The sequence below is a fragment of the Flavobacterium glycogeni genome, assembly GCF_048286775.1.
Taxonomy (GTDB): Bacteria; Bacteroidota; Bacteroidia; order Flavobacteriales; family Flavobacteriaceae; genus Flavobacterium.
In genome coordinates this window covers 99,755-119,373 of sequence record NZ_JBLVPV010000005.1, presented here as the reverse complement: position 1 = coordinate 119,373, position 19,619 = coordinate 99,755, and the positions used below count along the sequence as shown (strand labels likewise).

Annotated in this window: 20 protein-coding genes; 10 read left to right on the top strand and 10 right to left on the bottom strand. The window is 34.7% G+C overall.

Annotated features, from left to right (window positions below; translation table 11 throughout):
* Positions 1 to 8: 8 nt before the first annotated feature.
* From ACNQGX_RS05810 to ACNQGX_RS05795, 4 genes are all read right to left on the bottom strand, one after another.
* The gene (locus ACNQGX_RS05810) at positions 9 to 1,010 is read right to left on the bottom strand and encodes a vWA domain-containing protein (protein ID WP_417974883.1); all 1,002 of its coding nucleotides are present in this window, start codon (positions 1,008 to 1,010) and stop codon (positions 9 to 11) included.
* Positions 1,010 to 2,668, bottom strand: a complete 1,659-nt coding sequence (locus tag ACNQGX_RS05805; protein WP_417974881.1) for a hypothetical protein — start codon at positions 2,666 to 2,668, stop codon at positions 1,010 to 1,012. The genes ACNQGX_RS05810 and ACNQGX_RS05805 overlap by 1 nt, the downstream gene beginning before the upstream one ends.
* Positions 2,669 to 2,724: 56 nt before the next feature.
* On the bottom strand, positions 2,725 to 3,588 hold the full coding sequence (locus ACNQGX_RS05800) for a DUF58 domain-containing protein (protein WP_131914714.1): 864 nt from the start codon (positions 3,586 to 3,588) through the stop codon (positions 2,725 to 2,727).
* Between the two features lie 79 nt (positions 3,589 to 3,667).
* Positions 3,668 to 4,672, bottom strand: coding sequence for an AAA family ATPase (locus ACNQGX_RS05795; RefSeq protein ID WP_121343043.1), 1,005 nt, complete (start codon positions 4,670 to 4,672; stop codon positions 3,668 to 3,670).
* 212 nt (positions 4,673 to 4,884) lie between these two features.
* Between ACNQGX_RS05795 and ACNQGX_RS05790 the strand changes: the two genes are divergently transcribed.
* The 4 genes from ACNQGX_RS05790 (at position 4,885) to ACNQGX_RS05775 (ending at position 8,185) form a co-directional block, all read left to right on the top strand.
* Positions 4,885 to 5,757 carry an aldo/keto reductase gene (locus tag ACNQGX_RS05790; RefSeq protein WP_417974878.1) on the top strand — a complete coding sequence of 291 codons (873 nt, stop codon included), beginning with the start codon at positions 4,885 to 4,887 and terminating at the stop codon, positions 5,755 to 5,757.
* Positions 5,758 to 5,807: 50 nt separating this feature from the next.
* Entirely contained in the window at positions 5,808 to 6,560 is a 753-nt protein-coding gene (locus tag ACNQGX_RS05785; protein WP_417974876.1) for an SDR family NAD(P)-dependent oxidoreductase, read from the top strand.
* Between the two features lie 190 nt (positions 6,561 to 6,750).
* On the top strand, positions 6,751 to 6,993 hold the full coding sequence (locus ACNQGX_RS05780) for a four helix bundle protein (protein WP_417974874.1): 243 nt from the start codon (positions 6,751 to 6,753) through the stop codon (positions 6,991 to 6,993).
* A gap of 52 nt (positions 6,994 to 7,045) precedes the next feature.
* Complete coding sequence (locus ACNQGX_RS05775; RefSeq protein ID WP_417974872.1) at positions 7,046 to 8,185, top strand: ATP-binding protein; 1,140 nt, start codon at positions 7,046 to 7,048, stop codon at positions 8,183 to 8,185.
* 31 nt (positions 8,186 to 8,216) lie between these two features.
* Here ACNQGX_RS05775 and ACNQGX_RS05770 read toward each other — a convergent pair whose 3' ends face one another.
* Positions 8,217 to 8,642: a hypothetical protein gene (locus tag ACNQGX_RS05770; RefSeq protein ID WP_417974870.1), complete on the bottom strand. Its 426-nt coding sequence runs from the start codon at positions 8,640 to 8,642 to the stop codon at positions 8,217 to 8,219.
* A 366-nt stretch (positions 8,643 to 9,008) separates the two neighbouring features.
* Here ACNQGX_RS05770 and ACNQGX_RS05765 point away from each other — a divergent pair, with 366 nt between their 5' ends.
* Both ACNQGX_RS05765 and ACNQGX_RS05760 read left to right on the top strand, forming a co-directional pair.
* Positions 9,009 to 9,734 (top strand): metallophosphoesterase family protein, encoded by a 726-nt coding sequence (locus ACNQGX_RS05765; protein ID WP_417974868.1) that lies wholly within the window; start codon positions 9,009 to 9,011, stop codon positions 9,732 to 9,734.
* Between the two features lie 43 nt (positions 9,735 to 9,777).
* On the top strand, positions 9,778 to 10,302 hold the full coding sequence (locus ACNQGX_RS05760) for a DUF6646 family protein (protein WP_417974866.1): 525 nt from the start codon (positions 9,778 to 9,780) through the stop codon (positions 10,300 to 10,302).
* 119 nt (positions 10,303 to 10,421) lie between these two features.
* Here ACNQGX_RS05760 and amaB read toward each other — a convergent pair whose 3' ends face one another.
* The 3 genes from amaB to ACNQGX_RS05745 all read right to left on the bottom strand — a co-directional run bounded on the left by amaB (position 10,422) and on the right by ACNQGX_RS05745 (position 13,957).
* On the bottom strand, positions 10,422 to 11,969 hold the full coding sequence (gene amaB, locus ACNQGX_RS05755; RefSeq protein WP_417974864.1) for an L-piperidine-6-carboxylate dehydrogenase: 1,548 nt from the start codon (positions 11,967 to 11,969) through the stop codon (positions 10,422 to 10,424).
* A 298-nt stretch (positions 11,970 to 12,267) separates the two neighbouring features.
* Positions 12,268 to 12,807, bottom strand: a complete 540-nt coding sequence (locus tag ACNQGX_RS05750; RefSeq protein ID WP_417974862.1) for a 3-hydroxyanthranilate 3,4-dioxygenase — start codon at positions 12,805 to 12,807, stop codon at positions 12,268 to 12,270.
* Between the two features lie 40 nt (positions 12,808 to 12,847).
* Complete coding sequence (locus tag ACNQGX_RS05745) at positions 12,848 to 13,957, bottom strand: endonuclease/exonuclease/phosphatase family protein (protein WP_417974860.1); 1,110 nt, start codon at positions 13,955 to 13,957, stop codon at positions 12,848 to 12,850.
* A 268-nt stretch (positions 13,958 to 14,225) separates the two neighbouring features.
* Between ACNQGX_RS05745 and ACNQGX_RS05740 the strand changes: the two genes are divergently transcribed.
* The 4 genes from ACNQGX_RS05740 (at position 14,226) to ACNQGX_RS05725 (ending at position 16,898) form a co-directional block, all read left to right on the top strand.
* Complete coding sequence (locus ACNQGX_RS05740) at positions 14,226 to 15,122, top strand: S66 peptidase family protein (RefSeq protein WP_417975103.1); 897 nt, start codon at positions 14,226 to 14,228, stop codon at positions 15,120 to 15,122.
* A 182-nt stretch (positions 15,123 to 15,304) separates the two neighbouring features.
* Positions 15,305 to 15,664 (top strand): YraN family protein, encoded by a 360-nt coding sequence (locus ACNQGX_RS05735; protein WP_417974858.1) that lies wholly within the window; start codon positions 15,305 to 15,307, stop codon positions 15,662 to 15,664.
* A gap of 96 nt (positions 15,665 to 15,760) precedes the next feature.
* Entirely contained in the window at positions 15,761 to 16,417 is a 657-nt protein-coding gene (locus ACNQGX_RS05730) for an aspartate kinase (protein ID WP_131914702.1), read from the top strand.
* Between the two features lie 64 nt (positions 16,418 to 16,481).
* Positions 16,482 to 16,898, top strand: coding sequence for a transposase (locus ACNQGX_RS05725; RefSeq protein ID WP_417974855.1), 417 nt, complete (start codon positions 16,482 to 16,484; stop codon positions 16,896 to 16,898).
* Positions 16,899 to 17,290: 392 nt separating this feature from the next.
* On the opposite strand, the gene ACNQGX_RS05720 is transcribed toward ACNQGX_RS05725, so the two are convergent.
* Both ACNQGX_RS05720 and ACNQGX_RS05715 read right to left on the bottom strand, forming a co-directional pair.
* A complete protein-coding gene (locus ACNQGX_RS05720) occupies positions 17,291 to 18,211 on the bottom strand; it encodes a hypothetical protein (RefSeq protein ID WP_417974853.1) in 921 nt (306 codons plus the stop codon).
* Positions 18,212 to 18,512: 301 nt separating this feature from the next.
* Positions 18,513 to 19,589 (bottom strand): hypothetical protein, encoded by a 1,077-nt coding sequence (locus tag ACNQGX_RS05715; protein ID WP_417974851.1) that lies wholly within the window; start codon positions 19,587 to 19,589, stop codon positions 18,513 to 18,515.
* Between the last annotated feature and the right edge of the window lie 30 nt (positions 19,590 to 19,619).

Below are 19,619 nucleotides of genomic sequence, written 5' to 3'. Positions count from 1 at the left end.
TGGGGATTCTATATAAAGCTTTTAAAAACTGTATTTCGTAATCCTAATTCAAACAATAATAAAAAACCGGCGAACCATATAAATGGTCTGAATTTCTCATCATAATCATAAAATTTTAATTCTTCAATTTCGGTAGTTTCTAATTTATTGATTGAGGCGTAAATCTCCGCTAATTTGCTGTTGCTCGTTGCTCTAAAATATTTTCCATCTGTCTTTTTAGCAATGCTTTTCATCAATTGCTCATCAATTTCCACTTTCATCATTTGGAATAAAAACTGACCATTTGGTGCAATTGAATAGGGAGACATTGCCATTCCATTTGTCCCAATCCCTATGGTATACACTTTAATTCCGTATTGTTTTGCAATATCTGATGCGGTTTCGGGCTCGATGAATCCGGCATTATTCACCCCGTCAGTCATCAGGATAACCACTTTGCTCTTCGCCTTACTGTCTTTTAATCGGTTTACGGCAGTGGCTAATCCCATTCCAATTCCTGTTCCATCTTGCAAAACATTGTCGTATTTTATACTTCTAACAGCATCCAAAATAACCGCTTTATCGCTGGTCACCGGTGTTTTTGTATACGCTTCCGAGGCATACACCACAAGCCCAATCCTATCATTTGGTCTTTCATCAACAAAATCTGCGGCCACTCTTTTGAGTGCTTCCATTCTGTTCGGTTTCAAATCTTTGGCAAGCATACTTCCTGAAACGTCTATTGCCATAACAATATCAATTCCTTTCGTAGTTTTTGTTTTATTACTTACATCAACTGTTCTTGGTCTTGCCATGGCTACAATCAAAGAGCACAAAGCCAAGATTCTAAGCACATTCAACATTGGTTTTAGCTTTGTCAAATAGGAATTGGAACCTTTAAATCCTTGTAATGAACTTATTTTTAATGTCGCTGATTGATGGTTCTTTTTCCGTAACAACCATACAATCGCTACTGGAATCAGAAGAAACAACCAAAAAAACTCTGGGTTTAAAAAAGTTACTTTAGTCATTATTTACTTGCTTGTTTTAATTCGACAGAGTTCAAAACTCGTTCTGATATTTCATTTGCATAGGTATCACCTTCTTCATGAAAAAGTAAAATCTGTTGTAATCCACCTTCTTGACTAAACAGTAATGCTTCATAATACATTTTTGCACTTGACTTATTGTCACCATTAATTTGCGAAAAAGTACCATAGGCTTTAATTCCTTTAACGCCTTCCTTAGTTTCAAATTCTTCTTGCTTGACAATCATATTTTGGGCGCCTTGAGCTTCCATTGATTGCAATATACCATTCATTGATTTAGTCAAATCTATTTGGGTTTGCTTCGCCTGTTCGCTAGCGCTCGGGTCCTGTTTGAATTTTAAAGTAGAAACCATCAGATAAAAAGGATCTAAAGCACTTCCATACGCAAAAGACTGCATTTCTTTGATTAAAGCCATTCCGTCTTTAGGAAGTGTTTTTGTCAAATCTACTCTCTTAAGCACTTTTGGTGTTTCTATAATAATCCCAGGATTTCCGTAATCACTTTTCACCCATTCTCCTTCCAATAATTCTTTGGTAGGATGACCAATAATATTATCTTTTACATAACTAAATCCTTTGGTTACAATGAAAAAAGTAGTGGTTGCTGCCAATAAAAACACAACTGAGACTACGGCGGTCACAATGCGTTTATTTCTTTGTTTGCGCAGTTGAATCTGTATCTGCTTTTGTCTTTGCGCTTCATTCAACAACACATCTTCCTCAACTGGTACTTCCACAGGAATAGAATTGTCTAATGTCAGAATTGCTTTTTGAATCTTATTTCGGTCCTCGGTGATTTCAAAATCCAATGGTTTTGACTTGGCAAATTTCACTAAATCGGCTTGTTTCAAAACACGCTCCAGATTTTCGATTATTTCCTGCGAAAGCGTCATTTTCTTTTTGACAGAAGCCGCTCTAAGTCCTTGAATCAATTCCGAAGTAGTGCTTTCCATCGCTGGAATTTCTATTGCTTCTTCAATATAATTTCTGGCAATATCCGTCAATTCACTATAATAGGCTTTGACTTCTCCTTTTTGCCAAAGTTCCTTTTTCTCTAAAGTATCCAGCAAACTGGTCGCTTTCTCGATTGGAGTTTTATAAATTTCTTCGAGTAATTTCTTTTCTTGTCGTTTTTTAATGTACCAATAAATAAACGCTCCAATACCAACAATCAAAGCGACAATCAACAGGTATTTCCACCAATCCCCAATCGGGTTATCCGCTGGAGCAATGTCCTTAATGTCGAACATTTTTTGTTTCAAAGTATCCACTTGAACATTCGCCACTTCAACCAAAAGCGAATCCGTCAGAAACGGTTTGCTGTCGATAAAAATCTTTATACTCGGAATAACATATCTACCGGAATCAAATTGGGTTAAACCGTATTTTTTGATTAATTCATAACGTCCGTCCATTTTGACAGTATCAATAGGATACGACTGAATCACCTCTAAAGCGCCAAAGTTTTTTAATTTTGGAAAAATCACTTTAGACGAAGTATCAACAGTAGTTTTTATGGACAGTTTAAATTCGGCACCAATTTTATTCTTAATCGTGTCAATACTTGTGACTACTTGCTTTTGTTGTGCAAAAATAGCCGTAGAAAGCAGCAATAATAGTAGGTAAAGTCTAATTTTCATTTTTTATCTAGTTAACCCTGTCAGGGTTTAAAACCCTGACAGGGCTAGGTTTCGTTTTATCTCGATTTAAAATAGCTCAATAATTTTATCACATAACTTTCGTCAACTCTAGTATTTACAACACCTGAGCCTGATTTGCTGAATGTTTCTTTAAAATAGTTTACTTTATCGTGGTACTGTTTTTCATAATTCATTCGGACTGATTTCGAACCGGTATTTATCAATTCGATTGCTCCGGTTTCGGCATCAAGCATAGAAACCATACCTAAATCCGGCATTTTTTCTTCTCGAATGTCGTACACGCGAATACCCGTTATATCATGTTTTTTAGAGGCTATTTTTAATGTTTGCTCGTAATCTTCCGACATGAAATCAGAAATCACAAATACAATTGCTTTCTTTTTTTGGGTTCCCGATAAAAATTTCAAGGCTTGAGCAATATCTGTTTTACGGCTTTTAGGCTGAAATTCGATTAATTCCCGAATAATACGCAACACGTGTGATCTTCCTTTTTTTGGCGGGATATACAATTCTATTTCATCCGAAAACAAAATCAAACCTATTTTATCGTTGTTTTGAGTAGCCGAAAAAGCCATTGTTGCAGCAATCTCCGTAACAATATCCTTTTTGAATTGATTTTTCGAACCAAAACTTTCTGAACCCGAAATATCAACCATTAACATCATGGTCAATTCGCGCTCTTCCTCAAAAACTTTTACGTGCGCTTCGTTGTACCGTGCGGTTACATTCCAATCAATAGCACGAATATCATCTCCGTACTGGTATTGACGCACTTCGCTGAACGTCATTCCACGCCCTTTGAAAGACGTATGATACTCTCCCGAAAAGATGTGATCGCTCAATCTTCGGGTTTTGATTTCTATTTTTCGTACTTTTTTTAAGAGGTCTTTTGTATCCATTTGATTGTTGATTGTTGATTAACGATTGCTGATTTCAGATCTAAAATCTAAAAACATACATCAAAAATCTTAAATCTTTTTAAGGTACTTCTACTTCGTTTACAATTTTGTTAATGATGTCCACTGAAGTAATATTTTCTGCTTCGGCCTCATAGGTAACTCCAATTCTGTGACGCAACACATCATGAACTACCGCACGAACATCTTCCGGAATTACATAGCCGCGACGTTTGATAAAAGCGTAACATTTTGCGGCATTCGCCAAATTGATACTTCCACGTGGCGAAGCTCCAAAACTGATTAATGGTTTCAAATCAGCCAATTTGTATTTCTCTGGATAACGCGTGGCAAAAATGATATCAAGTATGTATTTTTCTATTTTTTCATCCATATAAACCTCACGAACTGCTTCTTGAGCGCGTAAAATTTGTTCAACTGAAACTACAGGATTTACTTTTTCATAACTTCCTTTCAGGTTTTGGCGAATCACTAAACGTTCATCCTCCATTTTTGGATAATCAATAACCGTTTTCAACATAAAACGATCGACTTGTGCCTCAGGCAATTGGTATGTTCCTTCTTGTTCAATTGGATTTTGCGTAGCTAAAACTAAAAACGGTCTGTCTAGTTTGAAAGTAGTATCGCCAATAGTCACTTGCTTTTCCTGCATGGCCTCTAATAATGCCGATTGCACTTTAGCAGGCGCACGGTTAATCTCATCGGCAAGGACGAAATTAGCGAAAATCGGTCCTTTTTTTATTGAAAATTCATTGGCTTTAATGTTGTAAATCATAGTTCCCACAACATCGGCAGGCAATAAATCAGGGGTAAATTGTATTCTGCTGAAAGATCCGTGTACCGCTTGTGAAAGGGTGTTTATCGCTAATGTTTTTGCTAATCCGGGAACTCCTTCTAACAAAATATGTCCCTGACCCAAAAGTCCAATTAACAAACGCTCCACCATGTGCTTTTGACCCACAATAACCTTGTTCATTTCCATCGTGAGAAGGTCTATAAAAGCACTCTCTCTTTCAATTTTTTCATTGATTGCTCTGATGTCTAAAGTCGCTGTATTTTCTTCCATTTTATTATTTTTAAAACCTTGAATTTAATGCCTTCGTTTTGATGGTGCAAATTGAATTTTTTTTTAGAAGTAAGATGTTAAAAAATGGTTAAAACTTCGATAAAAGTGCTAATTTTAAGGATGAATTATGATACAATTTTTATATTTTTAAGAACTTTGAAAAATCTACTTTGAAATAGAAGAATTACGAATTTCAATAAAAAATAAAAACCATGAGCAAAACAAAATTATCACCGATTGTAGCGGGTGTCATGAATTGGGGAATTTGGGATAAAAATCTCAATACCAAAGAAATGGAAAACATGATTAATGTCTGTTTAGAAAATAAAATTACTACTTTCGATCATGCCGATATATATGGTGATTACACCACTGAATCTGATTTTGGAAAAGCCTTTGCGTCGAGTAAAATTGCCAGAGAAAAAATGCAGTTGATATCCAAATGTGGTATTCAAATGATAACCGAAAACCGCATCAACACTATAAAACATTATGAATATTCGAAAGATTATATTATCTGGTCCGTTGAAAACTCCTTAAAAAATCTGCAAACTGATTATCTGGATGTTTTTTTATTACACAGACCAAGCCCTTTGATGCAAGCGGATGAAATTGCCGAAGCGGTTTTGAAACTAAAATCAGATGGAAAAATTATTGATTTTGGACTTTCTAATTTCACGGCCACACAAACCGAATTGATTCGTCAAAAAACAGAAGTTTTGTACAATCAAGTGCAATTTTCGGCAACCAATTTCGAACCAATGGTGGACGGAAGTTTTGATTATATGCAAGCCAATAACATTCGTCCAATGTCATGGAATCCGCTTGGAATCATTTTTAGAGAAGATATTCCACAAACCAGACGATTGAAAAAATTACTGGCGACCTTAGTTTCAAAATATCATTTTGGCTCCGATACTATTTTACTTTCCTGGATTTTAAAACATCCGGCTAAAGTTATTCCAATTGCCGGAACAGTAAATGTGGCCCGAATTCAATCGCTGATGAAAGCTGTCGAATTAGAATTAGACAAAGAAGATTGGTTTGCCATTTGGACAGAAAGCATGGGGAATGATGTAGCCTAGAATTAGTGTTCAGTACAGCAACTTTAGAATCTAAAAACAGAAAAAAACTCATGACTAAAACAGCCTTAGTGACTGGTGCAACAAGCGGAATTGGTCAAGCAACAGCACGAATATTAGCTAAAAACAACTATAAAATTATTCTTTGCGGACGCCGTGAAGACCGATTAATTGCTCTTGAAAAAGAACTTTCGGAATTTACGGAAGTACATACTTTGTCCTTTGATGTTCGCGATAAAAAAGCAGTTTTTGAAAGTATCAATTCCGTACCGGAAGCTTTTTCTAAAATTGATGTTTTAATTAATAATGCCGGAAATGCGCATGGTTTAGATCCCATTCAAAACGGGAATTTAGACGATTGGGATGCCATGATTGACATCAATGTAAAAGGACTTTTGTATGTTTCGAAAGCTATAATCCCGCAAATGATCGAACGAAAATCGGGTCATATCATCAACATTGGTTCCATTGCCGGAAAAGAAGTATATCCAAACGGAAACGTCTATTGCGCCTCCAAACATGCCGTTGATGCCTTGAACCAAGCCATGAGAATGGACTTGAATCCTTATGGAATTCGGGTGGGAGCCATTCATCCTGGTGCAGTAGAAACGGAATTTAGCGAAGTGCGTTTCAAAGGAGATGCAGATAGAGCCGCCAATGTTTATAAAGGTTTTGAGCCATTACGTCCAGAAGATATTGCTGATATTATCCATTTTGTAGTTTCCAGACCCTATCATGTTAATATTGCCGATTTGATTGTTTTTCCAACCGCACAGGCTGCTGCTACTATTTTAAAAAGAGATTAATTATTATTATTTCTATTAATTATTATTTATAAAACCTTCGAATATGGCAAATTACAATTCTTTTGAGGAAATGGGAATTTATCAATTAGCCCGAGAACAAAGCAATCATGTTTGGCATTTAATTCAAAACACAACTCTTGGTCAGGATTATAAATAAAGAGATCAAATCAACGGTTCTTCTGGGTCGGTTATGGATAATATTGCTGAAGGTTTTGGCCGGGGAGGAAACAAAGAGTTTATTACTTTTCTAAGTTATTCAAGAGGTTCTTGTTGTGAAACAAAAGCACAATTACAAAGGTCCTTCGACAGAAAACATATTAATGAAGAAAACTATTTGGAATTAACTTTAAAATCTCAAATTATAATCGACCAAATTTCAAAATTCATGAATTTTTTAAAAAGTTCAGATAGAAAAGGATCAAAATATGATTAACAAATGCGCCTTAATAACAATAAAAATTAGAAATAAATAATAATCAATAGCAATGATCAACAAACGCATTCTTATTAAAAACCTGCTCGCTCACAATGATGAGAGCAGTTTTTATGACAAAAAGCGTCAGTTGAATTTACATACACGGGAAGGTAAAGCCAAGTTCTTGAAACACATTTGCGCGCTGTCTAATTCAAATCCTACGAATAATTCTTATATCGTGGTGGGTGTTGAAGACCAGGATAACACTATCGTGGGTGATGATTTCTTTGACGACAGCCGAATTCAGAATTTAGTGAATGCCTATCTGGAAAATCCACCAAAAATTCAGTACGAAAATGTGCCTTTCCCGAATTTGCCAAAGGACAAAGTTATCGGATTGGTAACGGTCAAGCCAAAAAGCAAAACTTCACATTTCAAAAAAGGAATTCACACAATTCCTGCCAACAGTATTTTTATACGACGCGGCAGTAATACGATGCCAGTTGAAGGCGAAATCGAAAAGAATTATCAGAACACGGAAACCGTTATTGGCATCGAAAACAACTCTCGAAACAGCATCGAATATACGCTCGATGGCGTGATTGATTTCATGAATTTTCGCCATAAGGATATGGCGCCAAAGTACAAAGTATTCAAGGAATTATTTGTGATTTGCTGGGCAGGAATTGCCAAAAAATCCCGGGATAAAACCTATCTGTCACGTGTAGATATTGAATTGATAAACGAACAAATCAAGCTTTTTTATTCGGCTCAGGATGTGGTTGAAATCACTTTCGATGAAGACACTTTCACCATTATTGAATATGTTGCTTTGGGTTTGAATGATAAAACAAGCTACTATCCTTTAGAAAAACAAACGATTCATTTTCATGATAACGGCTATTACAAAATTGAAAGAGAGATCCTTTTTCAGCCGCCGGAATTCAACAAGAAAATGCTGTTTCATATTTATAATTCCAATATTGCTTTGCTGAACAAATTACAAAAAGGACTTTCATTATCCGAGCGGGAACACAAAGATTTAGAGAATTTACCCTCTACATTTATGATTTGTTACCTCAACGGTTTTGAAGAAGCCAAACAAAAACTAATTGATGCAAAAGTGCTTTTAAAACCTTTCAACCAAGTGTATTTGTCGTTTAAAGAAGCGTTACGGATTTTAAGAAAGATGAAATATGATGTGCAATGATTTTTGTTGAAAAAATCGTTTTCCCATATCTTTATTTTGACAATTTGAGTAACCTTTTTTGATCTTTAACAAAAATTGCTTTTGCTTTGGGAATCAATATTTCATAATCATTAAAATCTCCATTGGCTCTTGACAACTGCGAAATTTTAACTGACTTTCCATCTTTTATAAAAACCAAAAGATTAAAGCTATCAGACAAACGGATTCCGTTTTCTCTAATGTTCGACATATCAACATTCAGGCTTTTTTCATGTTTCTCAATCCAAGAATACGGTTCTAATATTAATAGTGTATCCCATTCAAAATCAGTAATTTTTACGAATTTAATTTTTTCTGGATTCGAATTAATTTCTTTTTCTAATAATTTAGTCAAATTATTGTCAGACTTTAATTGAAATAAATAGTTGCAGGACGCAAAATTAAAAATCAGCAGCAATAGAAATATTTTAGTTTTCATAAATTCTAAATAAAAGCCAACAATTCTTTTAAAACTTGACAGATCAGTTTAGCTAAAAGTAACGATAACGCCAGAAGTGCACTCATTTTGAGAGGGTTTAATTTTTTTGTAAAACTAATCTGAAAAATTAAATAAAACAATCACCAAAAACAGTGATATTTCAGTTTTACTTTAAAATGAAATTTGAGGAATTTGGTATCGTTATTTACTATAAAAATTACATTTTTTTGAAATACAGCTCCTTTTAATTTAGTTAAAAAAATAAGTTAAAAAGTAGTACTTCATCACTCTTTTACTTAATTTTATGACTTGAAAAATAGCGCGTATTTCCTGCTATTTTTATACTAATAAAAGAACAACCCGTACATGAGAACACTTGTCATAGGCGATATCCACGGTGGTTTGCGAGCGCTGCACCAAATTATGGAAAGAGCCAACGTTACTAAAAACGACACCCTGATTTTTCTGGGGGATTACGTTGATGGCTGGAGCCAATCCCCTCAAGTACTTGATTTTATAATTGATTTAAAAACCAAACAAAACTGTATTTGTATTCGAGGCAATCATGATGATTTATTGCTCGAATGGCTTGACGAAAGCAAAGACAATCTGTTGTGGTACAAACATGGTGGTGAAGCAACGGTTTTGGCCTACGAATCTGTTAGCTTAGAAACCCAGAAAAAACACGTTGAATTCCTAAAATCGCTGGATAATTTTTATTTGGACGAGCAACGACGCCTGTTTGTACATGCTGGTTTTACTAATATGAATGGTGTTGATTTTGAATATTTTCCCGGGCTTTTTTATTGGGACAGAACCTTATGGGAAACAGCTTTGGCATTAGACAAAACCATGAAAATTGACAACATTTTCTATCCAAAACGCTTTACTTTATATACCGAAATTTACATTGGTCATACGCCAGTAACCCGACTTGGCGAATCAACTCCAGTTCAAAAAGCAAATATCTGGAATGTAGATACCGGTGCTGCCTTCAAAGGGCCATTGACCATTATGGATGTTGATACCAAGGAATTCTGGCAAAGCGAACCATTGAACCAATTGTATTTTGACGAAAAAGGAAGAAATTAGATTTTATTGAATTACTTTTGCATCCACTTAAAAAATTAAAAGTATGAAAAAGATTATCACACTAGCATTACTATTGTCATTTGGTTTAATCAATGCACAACAGGCTTTTAAAGGAAAAGGCGATACTAAAATTAACATCGGCGCTAACATTCAGGAAGGTGGATCAGGAATTCAAGGCTCTGCAGATTTTGGCCTTGGAGAAAATTTTTCTTTCGGATTTGTTACTTCTTATTTGTTAGGAGTAAATGAATATTCTGGCTTTTATGGTTCAACACAATATTATGGAGAAAAACCAGATTTTAAAGATCGTTTTGATGCTAAATTTAGAATCAATGCTAATTTAGGAAGCGTTATAAATGTGGACGAAAAATTAGATGTTTATCCCGGGTTAAGTTTAGGATTGAAAAATTTTGGTGGTCATCTTGGTGGTCGTTATTTTTTTACTGAAGGATTTGGCGTATTTACGGAACTTGGATTTCCAATTGCAAAATATGGAAATGATGACAAATTGTTTCATAATCTAAACAACCAATTCACTTTTAGTCTTGGAGCATCTTTCAATTTGTAGAACGGTTTAACCGCTAAGAGGGCAAAGATTTCCGCTGAGTACACGCAGCAATTTTTAATCATAAAAAAAGGCAATTTGAAATATTCAAATTGCCTTTTTTAGTTTGTTATACTTTGTTGCTACAAATCAAATCTGATTCCTTGTGCCAATGGCAATTGGGTTCCGTAATTGATCGTATTGGTTTGTCTTCTCATGTAGGCTTTCCAAGCATCAGAACCGGATTCACGTCCGCCACCCGTTTCTTTTTCACCACCAAAAGCACCACCAATTTCTGCTCCGGAAGTACCAATATTTATATTGGCAATTCCACAATCAGAACCAGATTGAGAAAGGAACAATTCCATTTCTCTCATGCTGTTTGTAAAAATAGAAGAAGAAAGTCCTTGTGGAACCCCGTTTTGCAAGGCAATCGCTTCTTCAATCGTGCTGTATTTCATTACATATAAAATAGGAGCAAAAGTCTCTGTTTGAACGATGTCAAAATGGTTTTCAGCTTCAATGATGCAGGGTCTTACATAACAACCACTTTCATATCCTGCACCTTCTACCAATCCGCCTTCAACAATCATTTTCCCGCCTTCTTTTTTGGCGCTTTCAATAGCATTCAAATAATCCTGAACAGCTCCTTTGTCGATTAGCGGTCCAACGTGGTTCTTTTCGTCCAATGGATTTCCAATTTGCAATTGACCATACGCATTTTTCAATATGCTGATGGTTTTGTCATACATACTTTCGTGAATAATCAAACGTCTGGTTGATGTACAACGTTGTCCTGCTGTTCCTACGGCTCCAAAAACGGCTCCCACCAATACCATACTGATATCAGCATGTTCCGAAACGATAATCGCATTGTTTCCTCCTAATTCAAGGATTGTATTTCCAAAACGTTCTGCAACGGTTTTCGATACGTGACGTCCTATTCTTGTTGATCCTGTAAAAGAAACTAACGAAATTCTTTTGTCGTTATTGATTAAATCTCCTGATTCGTTTCCAGTTACCAAACAACTAACGCCTTCAGGAACATTATTTCTTTTTAAAACTGTTTTGATAATATTCTGACAAGCCACTCCACACAAAGGAGTTTTTGAACTTGGTTTCCAGATCGCAACATCGCCACAAATCCAGGCAATCATTGCGTTCCAACTCCAAACTGCTACCGGAAAGTTAAACGCTGAAATGATTCCAACCGTTCCTATTGGGTGGTATTGCTCATACATTCTGTGCAAAGGTCTTTCAGAGTGCATTGTTAATCCGTACAATTGACGGGATAATCCCACCGCAAAATCACAGATATCAATCATTTCCTGAACTTCACCATATCCTTCTTGAAGGCTTTTTCCCATTTCATAAGAAACCAGTTTTCCAAGAGGTTCTTTGAATTTTCTTAATTCATCTCCCATCTGACGAACGATATCACCTCTTTTAGGAGCTGGAACCATACGCCATTCTAAGAACGCTTCCGAAGCTTTTTGCATTGCTTTTTCATAATCTTCTTTAGAAGACGTTTTTACTTTTCCAATTAAAGTCCCATCTGCTGGTGAATAACTTTCGATGATTTTTCCGTTGGCAAAATTAGCTGCTCCAGTTGATGTTCCTTCATTTATTTCCTCAATCCCTAATTGCTTAAGGGCCTCTTTGATTCCGAATTGATCTGCTATTGTTATCATTGTAACTTTTTTATTAAAAATTGTTATATTTTTTTACAAATATATTGATTTAACGTGAAATACTAAACATTGCTACTTTAATTTTATTCTCTTGTTTTGCATTGCAATTTTTTACCGCATTTTACCTAATAATCAAGCCAAAAACGATCACAAATTATTAATCGAATGAGATTCCTTCTTCCTCGGAATGACAAAATGGTTCTGTGTATGATTTTTAGCCCCGATAGAAGTGGCATCCTTTTGTGGCTTTCTTTAAGCCACAAAAGATAGAACGAATAGCGGGAATAGCTCCTGAAAATTATTTTTGGGCAATAAATCTAGGGTCGGTTTCCATTACGGTTCCGCATTTTTCGCAGGTTCGCATCTTTTCTGAATTATAAAAATGTTCAAAATGAGGCAGAAAATCTTTCTCGATATTATGCAGTTCAAAATAAACCTCATGCAGCTTATGATTGCAGTTATCGCAAAACCACAATAAACCATCCGTGAATCCTTTTCCAACTCTTTTGCGTTCGATAACAAGTCCTATGGAACCTTCGGAACGAACCGGTGAATGCGGAATTTTGGCAGGATGAAGATACATGTCGCCGGCATGCAATTCCATTTCTTTACGCTCACCATCTTCTTGAACAATCACTTTGATGGAACCTTCAAGTTGGTAAAACAATTCTTCGGTTTCGTTGTAATGATAGTCTTTTCGGGCGTTTGGACCCGCAACAATCATAACGATGTAATCACCGGATTCTCTGTATAAATTTTTATTGCCAACAGGTGGTTTAAGAAGATGACGGTTTTCGTCAATCCATTTATTGAGGTTGAAAGGTTTTGCAATTGCCATTTTTTTAATTTTAAATGTAAAGTTATGAAATAATAAACCGTTATTTTTTTTCCTTAATCAAATAAATATACACGGGGAAATGGTCGCTAAATCCTATTTCGGTGGTGGAATGCCGCAACGGATAGCCTTTGTATTGCCCGCTGGTTTGTATCAAAAACGACTTGTTGTAAATTCCGGCTTTCCAATATCGAAAGCTCGTATAATCCGATTGTATTAAAGTTTCCGAAACCATTATTTGGTCAAAAACATCCCAAGCATCGCGAAATGCAATGGTTCCAAATCCTTTCTTGGCCATTTCTTCAAATGGATTGTAAATCCCAAACGGAAGCACCTCCGTCTTTTTTGCTTTGGCGCCAAGCCCCACTTTGACACTTTTGTTATACGGTCCATCATTTAAATCACCCAAAGTAATCACTTTTGCATTTGGGTTTTTTCGCTGCAGGGAATCAATTACTTTTCGGTTTAGCGCTCCGGCGGCTTCCCTAAACGGACTTGATTTTTTCTCCCCGCCAGAACGGGACGGCCAGTGATTGACAATGATATTGATTTCCTCTCCGTCCAAAAATCCGGTTACCAATAATTGATCTCGTGTGTAAACGCGATAATTTTTAGTGCTTACTTGCAATTCATCATCTGTTTTTTCTTCGAAATTGGCTTTGGAACTTTCATTCGTGTCTGTACCTTTTTTATAAATGTATAGGGGAATATTGGTATAACTCGTAGGCTGAAACTTCTTTTTTTGATACAATAACGCCACATCGATTCCTCTTTTGTCAGGCGAATCAAAATGGATGATTCCGTAGTCTTTCTCAATCAGTTTGGGTTGTTTGACCAAATCTTCCAAAACACCTCTGTTCTCTATTTCACAACCACCAATAAATGTGGGTGAATCTGTATTTTCGGCAGAACCTATTTCAGATAAAACACGGGCTAAGTTCCCCAATTTCTTTTCGTATTTATCAAATGACCAGCGCTGCAAACCTGTAGGCGTCCATTCTTCATCAAAAGTAACGGGATCGTTTATGGTATCAAAAAGGTTTTCAAAATTATAAAATGCAACGGTATGAATGACATATTTTTTCTGTTGCGCATTCGATTTTGCTATTGGAAAAAATAAAAAAAGAATAGGAATCCAGTGCGTAATTCTCATAAGTACCATTTATTTCCTGTCGTTGATTTGATTCCTTTTTGAATCTGTTTATTGTAAAAATAGTCATTTGACCGCGAACTTAAAATTATTTTCTAATTGTCTATCTTTGTTTTTGTCTTTCCAAGACACCATGATTCCAATTATTTTAGAAAAACAATACAACATGAATGCCAACCCGTTTACTTCTATCTCACGTCATCCTGTTTTGTATAAATTTCTATTCCTCATTTTTGTTTTACAATCCTCCAACTCTCAAGCCCAGTCACAAATGATCACACCACCAAATTTACAAAAAGGAGATACCGTAGCTATTTTGGCAACAGCCCGGAAAAATATAGACGATAACTTGAAACCCGCCATCGATTTGTTGCACAGTTGGGGACTGGAAGTTGTCATTGGCAGTACCATTGGCTTAGATAAAGATCAATTAGCCGGCACCGATGAACAGCGCGCAGCCGATTTTCAGCAGCAACTGGACAATCCAAATATCAAAGCCATTTGGTGCGTAAAAGGCGGATACGGAACCGTGCGTATGATCGATTTATTGGATTTTAGCACGTTCAAACAAAATCCGAAATGGATTGTTGGTTTTAGCGATGTGACCGTTTTGCACAATCATTTGAATACAATGGGTTTCAAATCCATTCATGGAATCATGCCAATAAGTGCTCCCAGAGCCACTCCCGAAGCCATAGAAACGATGAGAATTGCTTTGTTTGGCGAAGAATTATCGTATGACATAGACCCTTTCTTAATGAACAGACACGGAAAAGCCAGAGGAGAATTGGTGGGTGGAAATCTATCGATTCTATACAGTCTGTTCGGTTCCCCATCAGCGATCGACTGTGCGGACAAAATCTTATTCCTCGAAGATTTAGACGAATATTTGTATCACATTGACCGCATGATGATGAATTTAAAACGAAATGGTTGTCTGGAAAGCATCAAAGGAATTGTTGTGGGGTCCATGACAAAAATGAAAGACAATGATATTCCTTGGGGTAAAAATGCACTCGAAATAATTGATGATGTCACTAAAAAATACAACATTCCGGTACTCTATAATTTTCCGGCTGGTCATATTCAAGACAATAGAGCGTTGATTTTAGGGAATACGGTGCGTATTGACGTGAACGGCACGTGCAGTAAAGTTATTTTTGAATAAAAAAATCCTCCCTCCGGCTCCCTCCGAAGGAGGGAGAGACTAAACGGAAGCAGACTGAGGATAATTGTTGTAATACTGAATATCGTTTTGGATTTTTGATTGCAGATTAACGTCCCGAATTGTCGGAATCAATTGCAGAAGTTTGACAACTTGAAACCTTAAACTTAAAACAAAATTTTTGAATGGCTGAACATAACGAACTTGGAAAACTTGGAGAAGAAATGGCAGTCGAATTTCTTCAAAAAAATGGCTACACTATTTTAGAAACCAATTGGACGTTCCAAAAAGCAGAAGTAGACATTCTCGCCCAAAAAGAAAATACACTCGCCGTGGTTGAAGTCAAAACCCGTTCCTCTTTGGAATTTGGTTTGCCGCAGGATTTTGTAAAACCCAAAAAAATTCAACTTCTTGTGAAGGCGGTGGATGCATTTGTAAACGAAAGAAATTTAGACATTGAAGTCCGTTTTGACATCATTGCGGTTCATAAAGAAGGCAAATCTTTTGTAATTGAGCACCTTATAGATGCTTTTTATCATTTTTAACGTATTTTTTAAATGTTATATTTGTAACAAATTGTTTTTTTATTTATATTTGCATCCTGTTTACACTAACTACGCGTATAATTAAAAAGCTAAACTATGAAAACTGTTTCTTCCATTGTAGAGAACTACATTAAAACAAAACCATTTTTATTGAATGCATTATCATTAGGCATAATTAATTTGACTTCATTATCCCGAAATATAATGACTGAATTAGAAAGTGAATTTGGCAAGGAAGTAAAACAAGGTGCCGTTGTCATGGCTTTAAAAAGGTTAACCGAAGAACTTGATTTCAGACTGAATCATAAGATTAATAAAGTAATAAAAAACATTGGGGAAATAACCGTTCGTTCCGCTTTGACAGATTATACCTTTGCTGCATCAGAAACCGTTTTGAACAAACAAGCTGACTTAATTACTGATATTAATGCTTTCCCGGATATTTTTTACACCTCATCCAGAGGCGTGAATGAAACTAATATTGTGGTAAGCAACAGCATCAATCATTTGGTTGACAAGCATTTTGCCAATGAAAAATTAATTCAAAAACTGGATAATCTGGCTTCGATTACGGTAAAATTACCTAAAGAAAATATTGTCGTTCCAGGGATTTACTATTTTATTTTCCAGCGTTTGGCTTGGGAAGGAATCATCATCAATGAAGTGATTTCGACTTCAAATGAGTTTACTATTTTAGTGAGTGAAGAACAAGTGGATGTGGCTTTCAAAGTAATTAAAGATCTGAAAAATTAGATTGTCTATATAAAGCTTCCAGCCTTTTGAAGGCTGGAAGCTTTGAAAATTAAATAAACTTATTATGAATCCAATTCCTCTTGAAAACGGTAAATACTATCATATTTATAACAGAGGAAACAATGGAATTGATTTGTTTTTTGAAATTGAAAACTACAATCATTTTTTAAGATTATACGAGAAATACATTGACCCAATAGCCGAAACTTACGCTTGGTGTTTAATGAAAAATCACTTTCACCTTCTGGTTTATATCAAAGAAACGGAAGAGATTGACAGTACAAAATTAGAATATTCTTCAACCGATAAACCAAAGACTGTAAATGCATCAAAACAGTTTTCGAATTTGTTCAACGCTTATACTTTAGCGATAAATAAACGATACAAAAGAACAGGTAGTTTATTTGAGAAAAATTTTAAGAGAAAAGTGGTTACTTCTGAAACTTATTTTTTACATTCACAACAACCCTGTTCATCATAAGTTTACAGAACATATCATAGAATATCCTTGGACTTCTTATCGAACAATTATTTCAACAAAAAGCACCAAATTACAACGAGATAAAGTTATAGAATAGTTTAATGATTTGGAAAACTTTAAATATTATCATTCAACACATCAGGATTTAGTTACTATTGAAGATTTAATTATCGAGTAGTTAAGAAAGCTTCCAGCCTTTTGAAGGCTGGAAGCTTTCTTAACCTCTTACTTTCCCATCAGTCCCAATGCTTTTCGTGTTGATTTCACATTGTTTTCTAACAACCAAAATGCACTTCTGAGAATAATCCAACTGAAATTTGTAAGTACAAAACCAACTATGAATTAGTTTTTTTGCCCCAATCCCGCCAAACCCCTATTTAGTGGATGTTTTTTTATTCATTAATCCATCTCAGTAAACTTTGTCTTTCAACAATATTCCAAGAATGAGTATTTCTATCTCCATTTGCTCTATACCCCCTGTTTTTGGTTATTATTGTCTCATATTTTTTAGAACCCAAACTTTGTAGCGCTTTATTTGCTCTTTCAAGGTGGTAGGCATTGAGGTCATTATATTTTCTTCCAGTTTCTTTGAATGTATCCTTTAAATCGAGTTCAAAATAAAATCTAGTTTTTACATCTTTGAGATAATAAATATTACTTGTCGAATTAGAGAAAATTAAATAAGGAGAAAATTCTTCGTATTTTTTTTTGTTTTTTGACAGTTCTCCAAATTCTTTATCTAATAAATCTACAATAAACAAACCTTCTTCTATTGCGTCTTTATCCATATTTCTTTTAATATCTTCTTTAGCATTCAGATATAATTTCTCTAAATCTAATGGTGAATCTACTACAAAAACGCCTTTTGGCTGAATTGTATTTTTTGTTTTCAATAAAAAATTGGAAAGTACAACTGAAACATTTCCGCCACTTGAAAAACCGCCAATATAAATATTTTTCTTCTCTATTTTATTCTCTCCAAAGATGTCATTCAATTTTTTTGCGTATTCAATTTTTTCACTTTCAGTCAAGTATAATTTTTGATTATGATTTAAAAGTAAAGTTGTTACACCCTCTTTTTCAATATCTTTCAAAAATTTAGCTTCCGTTTTTGTGTTTTCAATATCACAAGGAAAACAAGGAAATAAAATCAAAACTGCTTTTTGATTATTTGAAATTTTCAATTCATAATTTTCACCTTTTACAATTTTAATTTCTCTACTTTTTGTTTTGCAGCAAACTAAAAGTAACGAAATAAATAAAATAAATACTGTTTTTGGGTCTCTTAAAATCATGATTTTTTTCTGTTTCATTTCTCGAAAATATTCAACAACATTTTGATTCTGCAAAAGGTTTAGGACTAAGTAAAGTCTGATTTTTCGGTTGACACAATAATTTCCAAGTTCAAAACCACTTTCCCATTAAGCCCAAATCTCTTGTAGCAGGTAATATGCAACGTTTATTCTTTCGTCAGACTTCCGTCTTTATATTTATAAATATCAGATGAACATTCATTTTCTACTTCCCCAACAGCTCCATCAATTCCAATGCTTTTCGTGTCGATTTGACATTATCAAAAGTTAACAGCAATCGCAAGCCATTTGGTGTTTGTTTTTATATTTTAATTTTCGTATCAGGTTTTAAATTTGGTTTATAATCATCCGCTGTATATTTATCCCAAAATTGATGTCCGCCAAATGTATATTCATCTTTTTTCAAATAATCAAATGTAGGTAGATGTTCAGTGGTAAAATTAACAGATTCAGAACCATCACCTGTACAAATATATTTTTCTATATAATCATATACTTTAATTCCTGGATCGGAAGGGCCGGGTAAAACAATAGCAAATCTTCTTGATTTACTGTTAGTTTTCAAAGAAAACACTATTAAAAAACTTCTTAATTCTTTTGGTAATGTTATAACGTTAATGCCTTCCATTTCTTTTGGAAAATCATAATTTATCCAAAATGGTTTCGGTAAAATACTTTTATCAGGATTTAAAATTTGTTCTCGGACTTTATACAAACCGGCATTTATTAAAAAGCCATTTCCTAAAGTAGAAAATGCTATTAAATAAGCGATTCTCAAAAGAGCTATTTCAGCTCTTCTTTCGTCAGCTTTTAAACGTTTTGGTTGTATATTAAAAGAAGGTGATCTTGATTCATCGACCAATCCTCCATTAAGAAGAAATAAAGGATTATAAATAGTTTTAGGTGGAAATAAATCAGCCATAAAACTATCTGCATCTTTTGGATTTGAATGTTTTGGTTGAAAATTCAGGATTGCTGTACCATTTTCATCAAATTCAAAAACACCATTCATCTTAAAACCATTTATTTCGTATGTAGCTGCAGTTTTAGAGTTTGGTAAAAATGACTTGGAATCTATGTCTAAAAGACGATTTAAAAGATGTATATCTAATTCTTTGCCGCTTTCATTGTTACACTTCTTACAAGTGAGCGCTTTTGGATGTCCTCCTAACGTTTTAGGAGGAATATCTTCTAATGTTAAGTGATTTTCTAAAGTAATATCTAAATCTTTTTCAAAGAAAACCTCAAAACATAATGGACAAATGTATCCATTCGTGAACTCTGGTCTGAAAGAAATAGATGGATTTTCTTTTACCCATTCTAAATTTTGAGAAAAGAGGTTAAAAATAATTTTTCTTATTTCGTTAGGTTTACTCAATATTTATTTTTTAGTATTAATTGTTGGTAA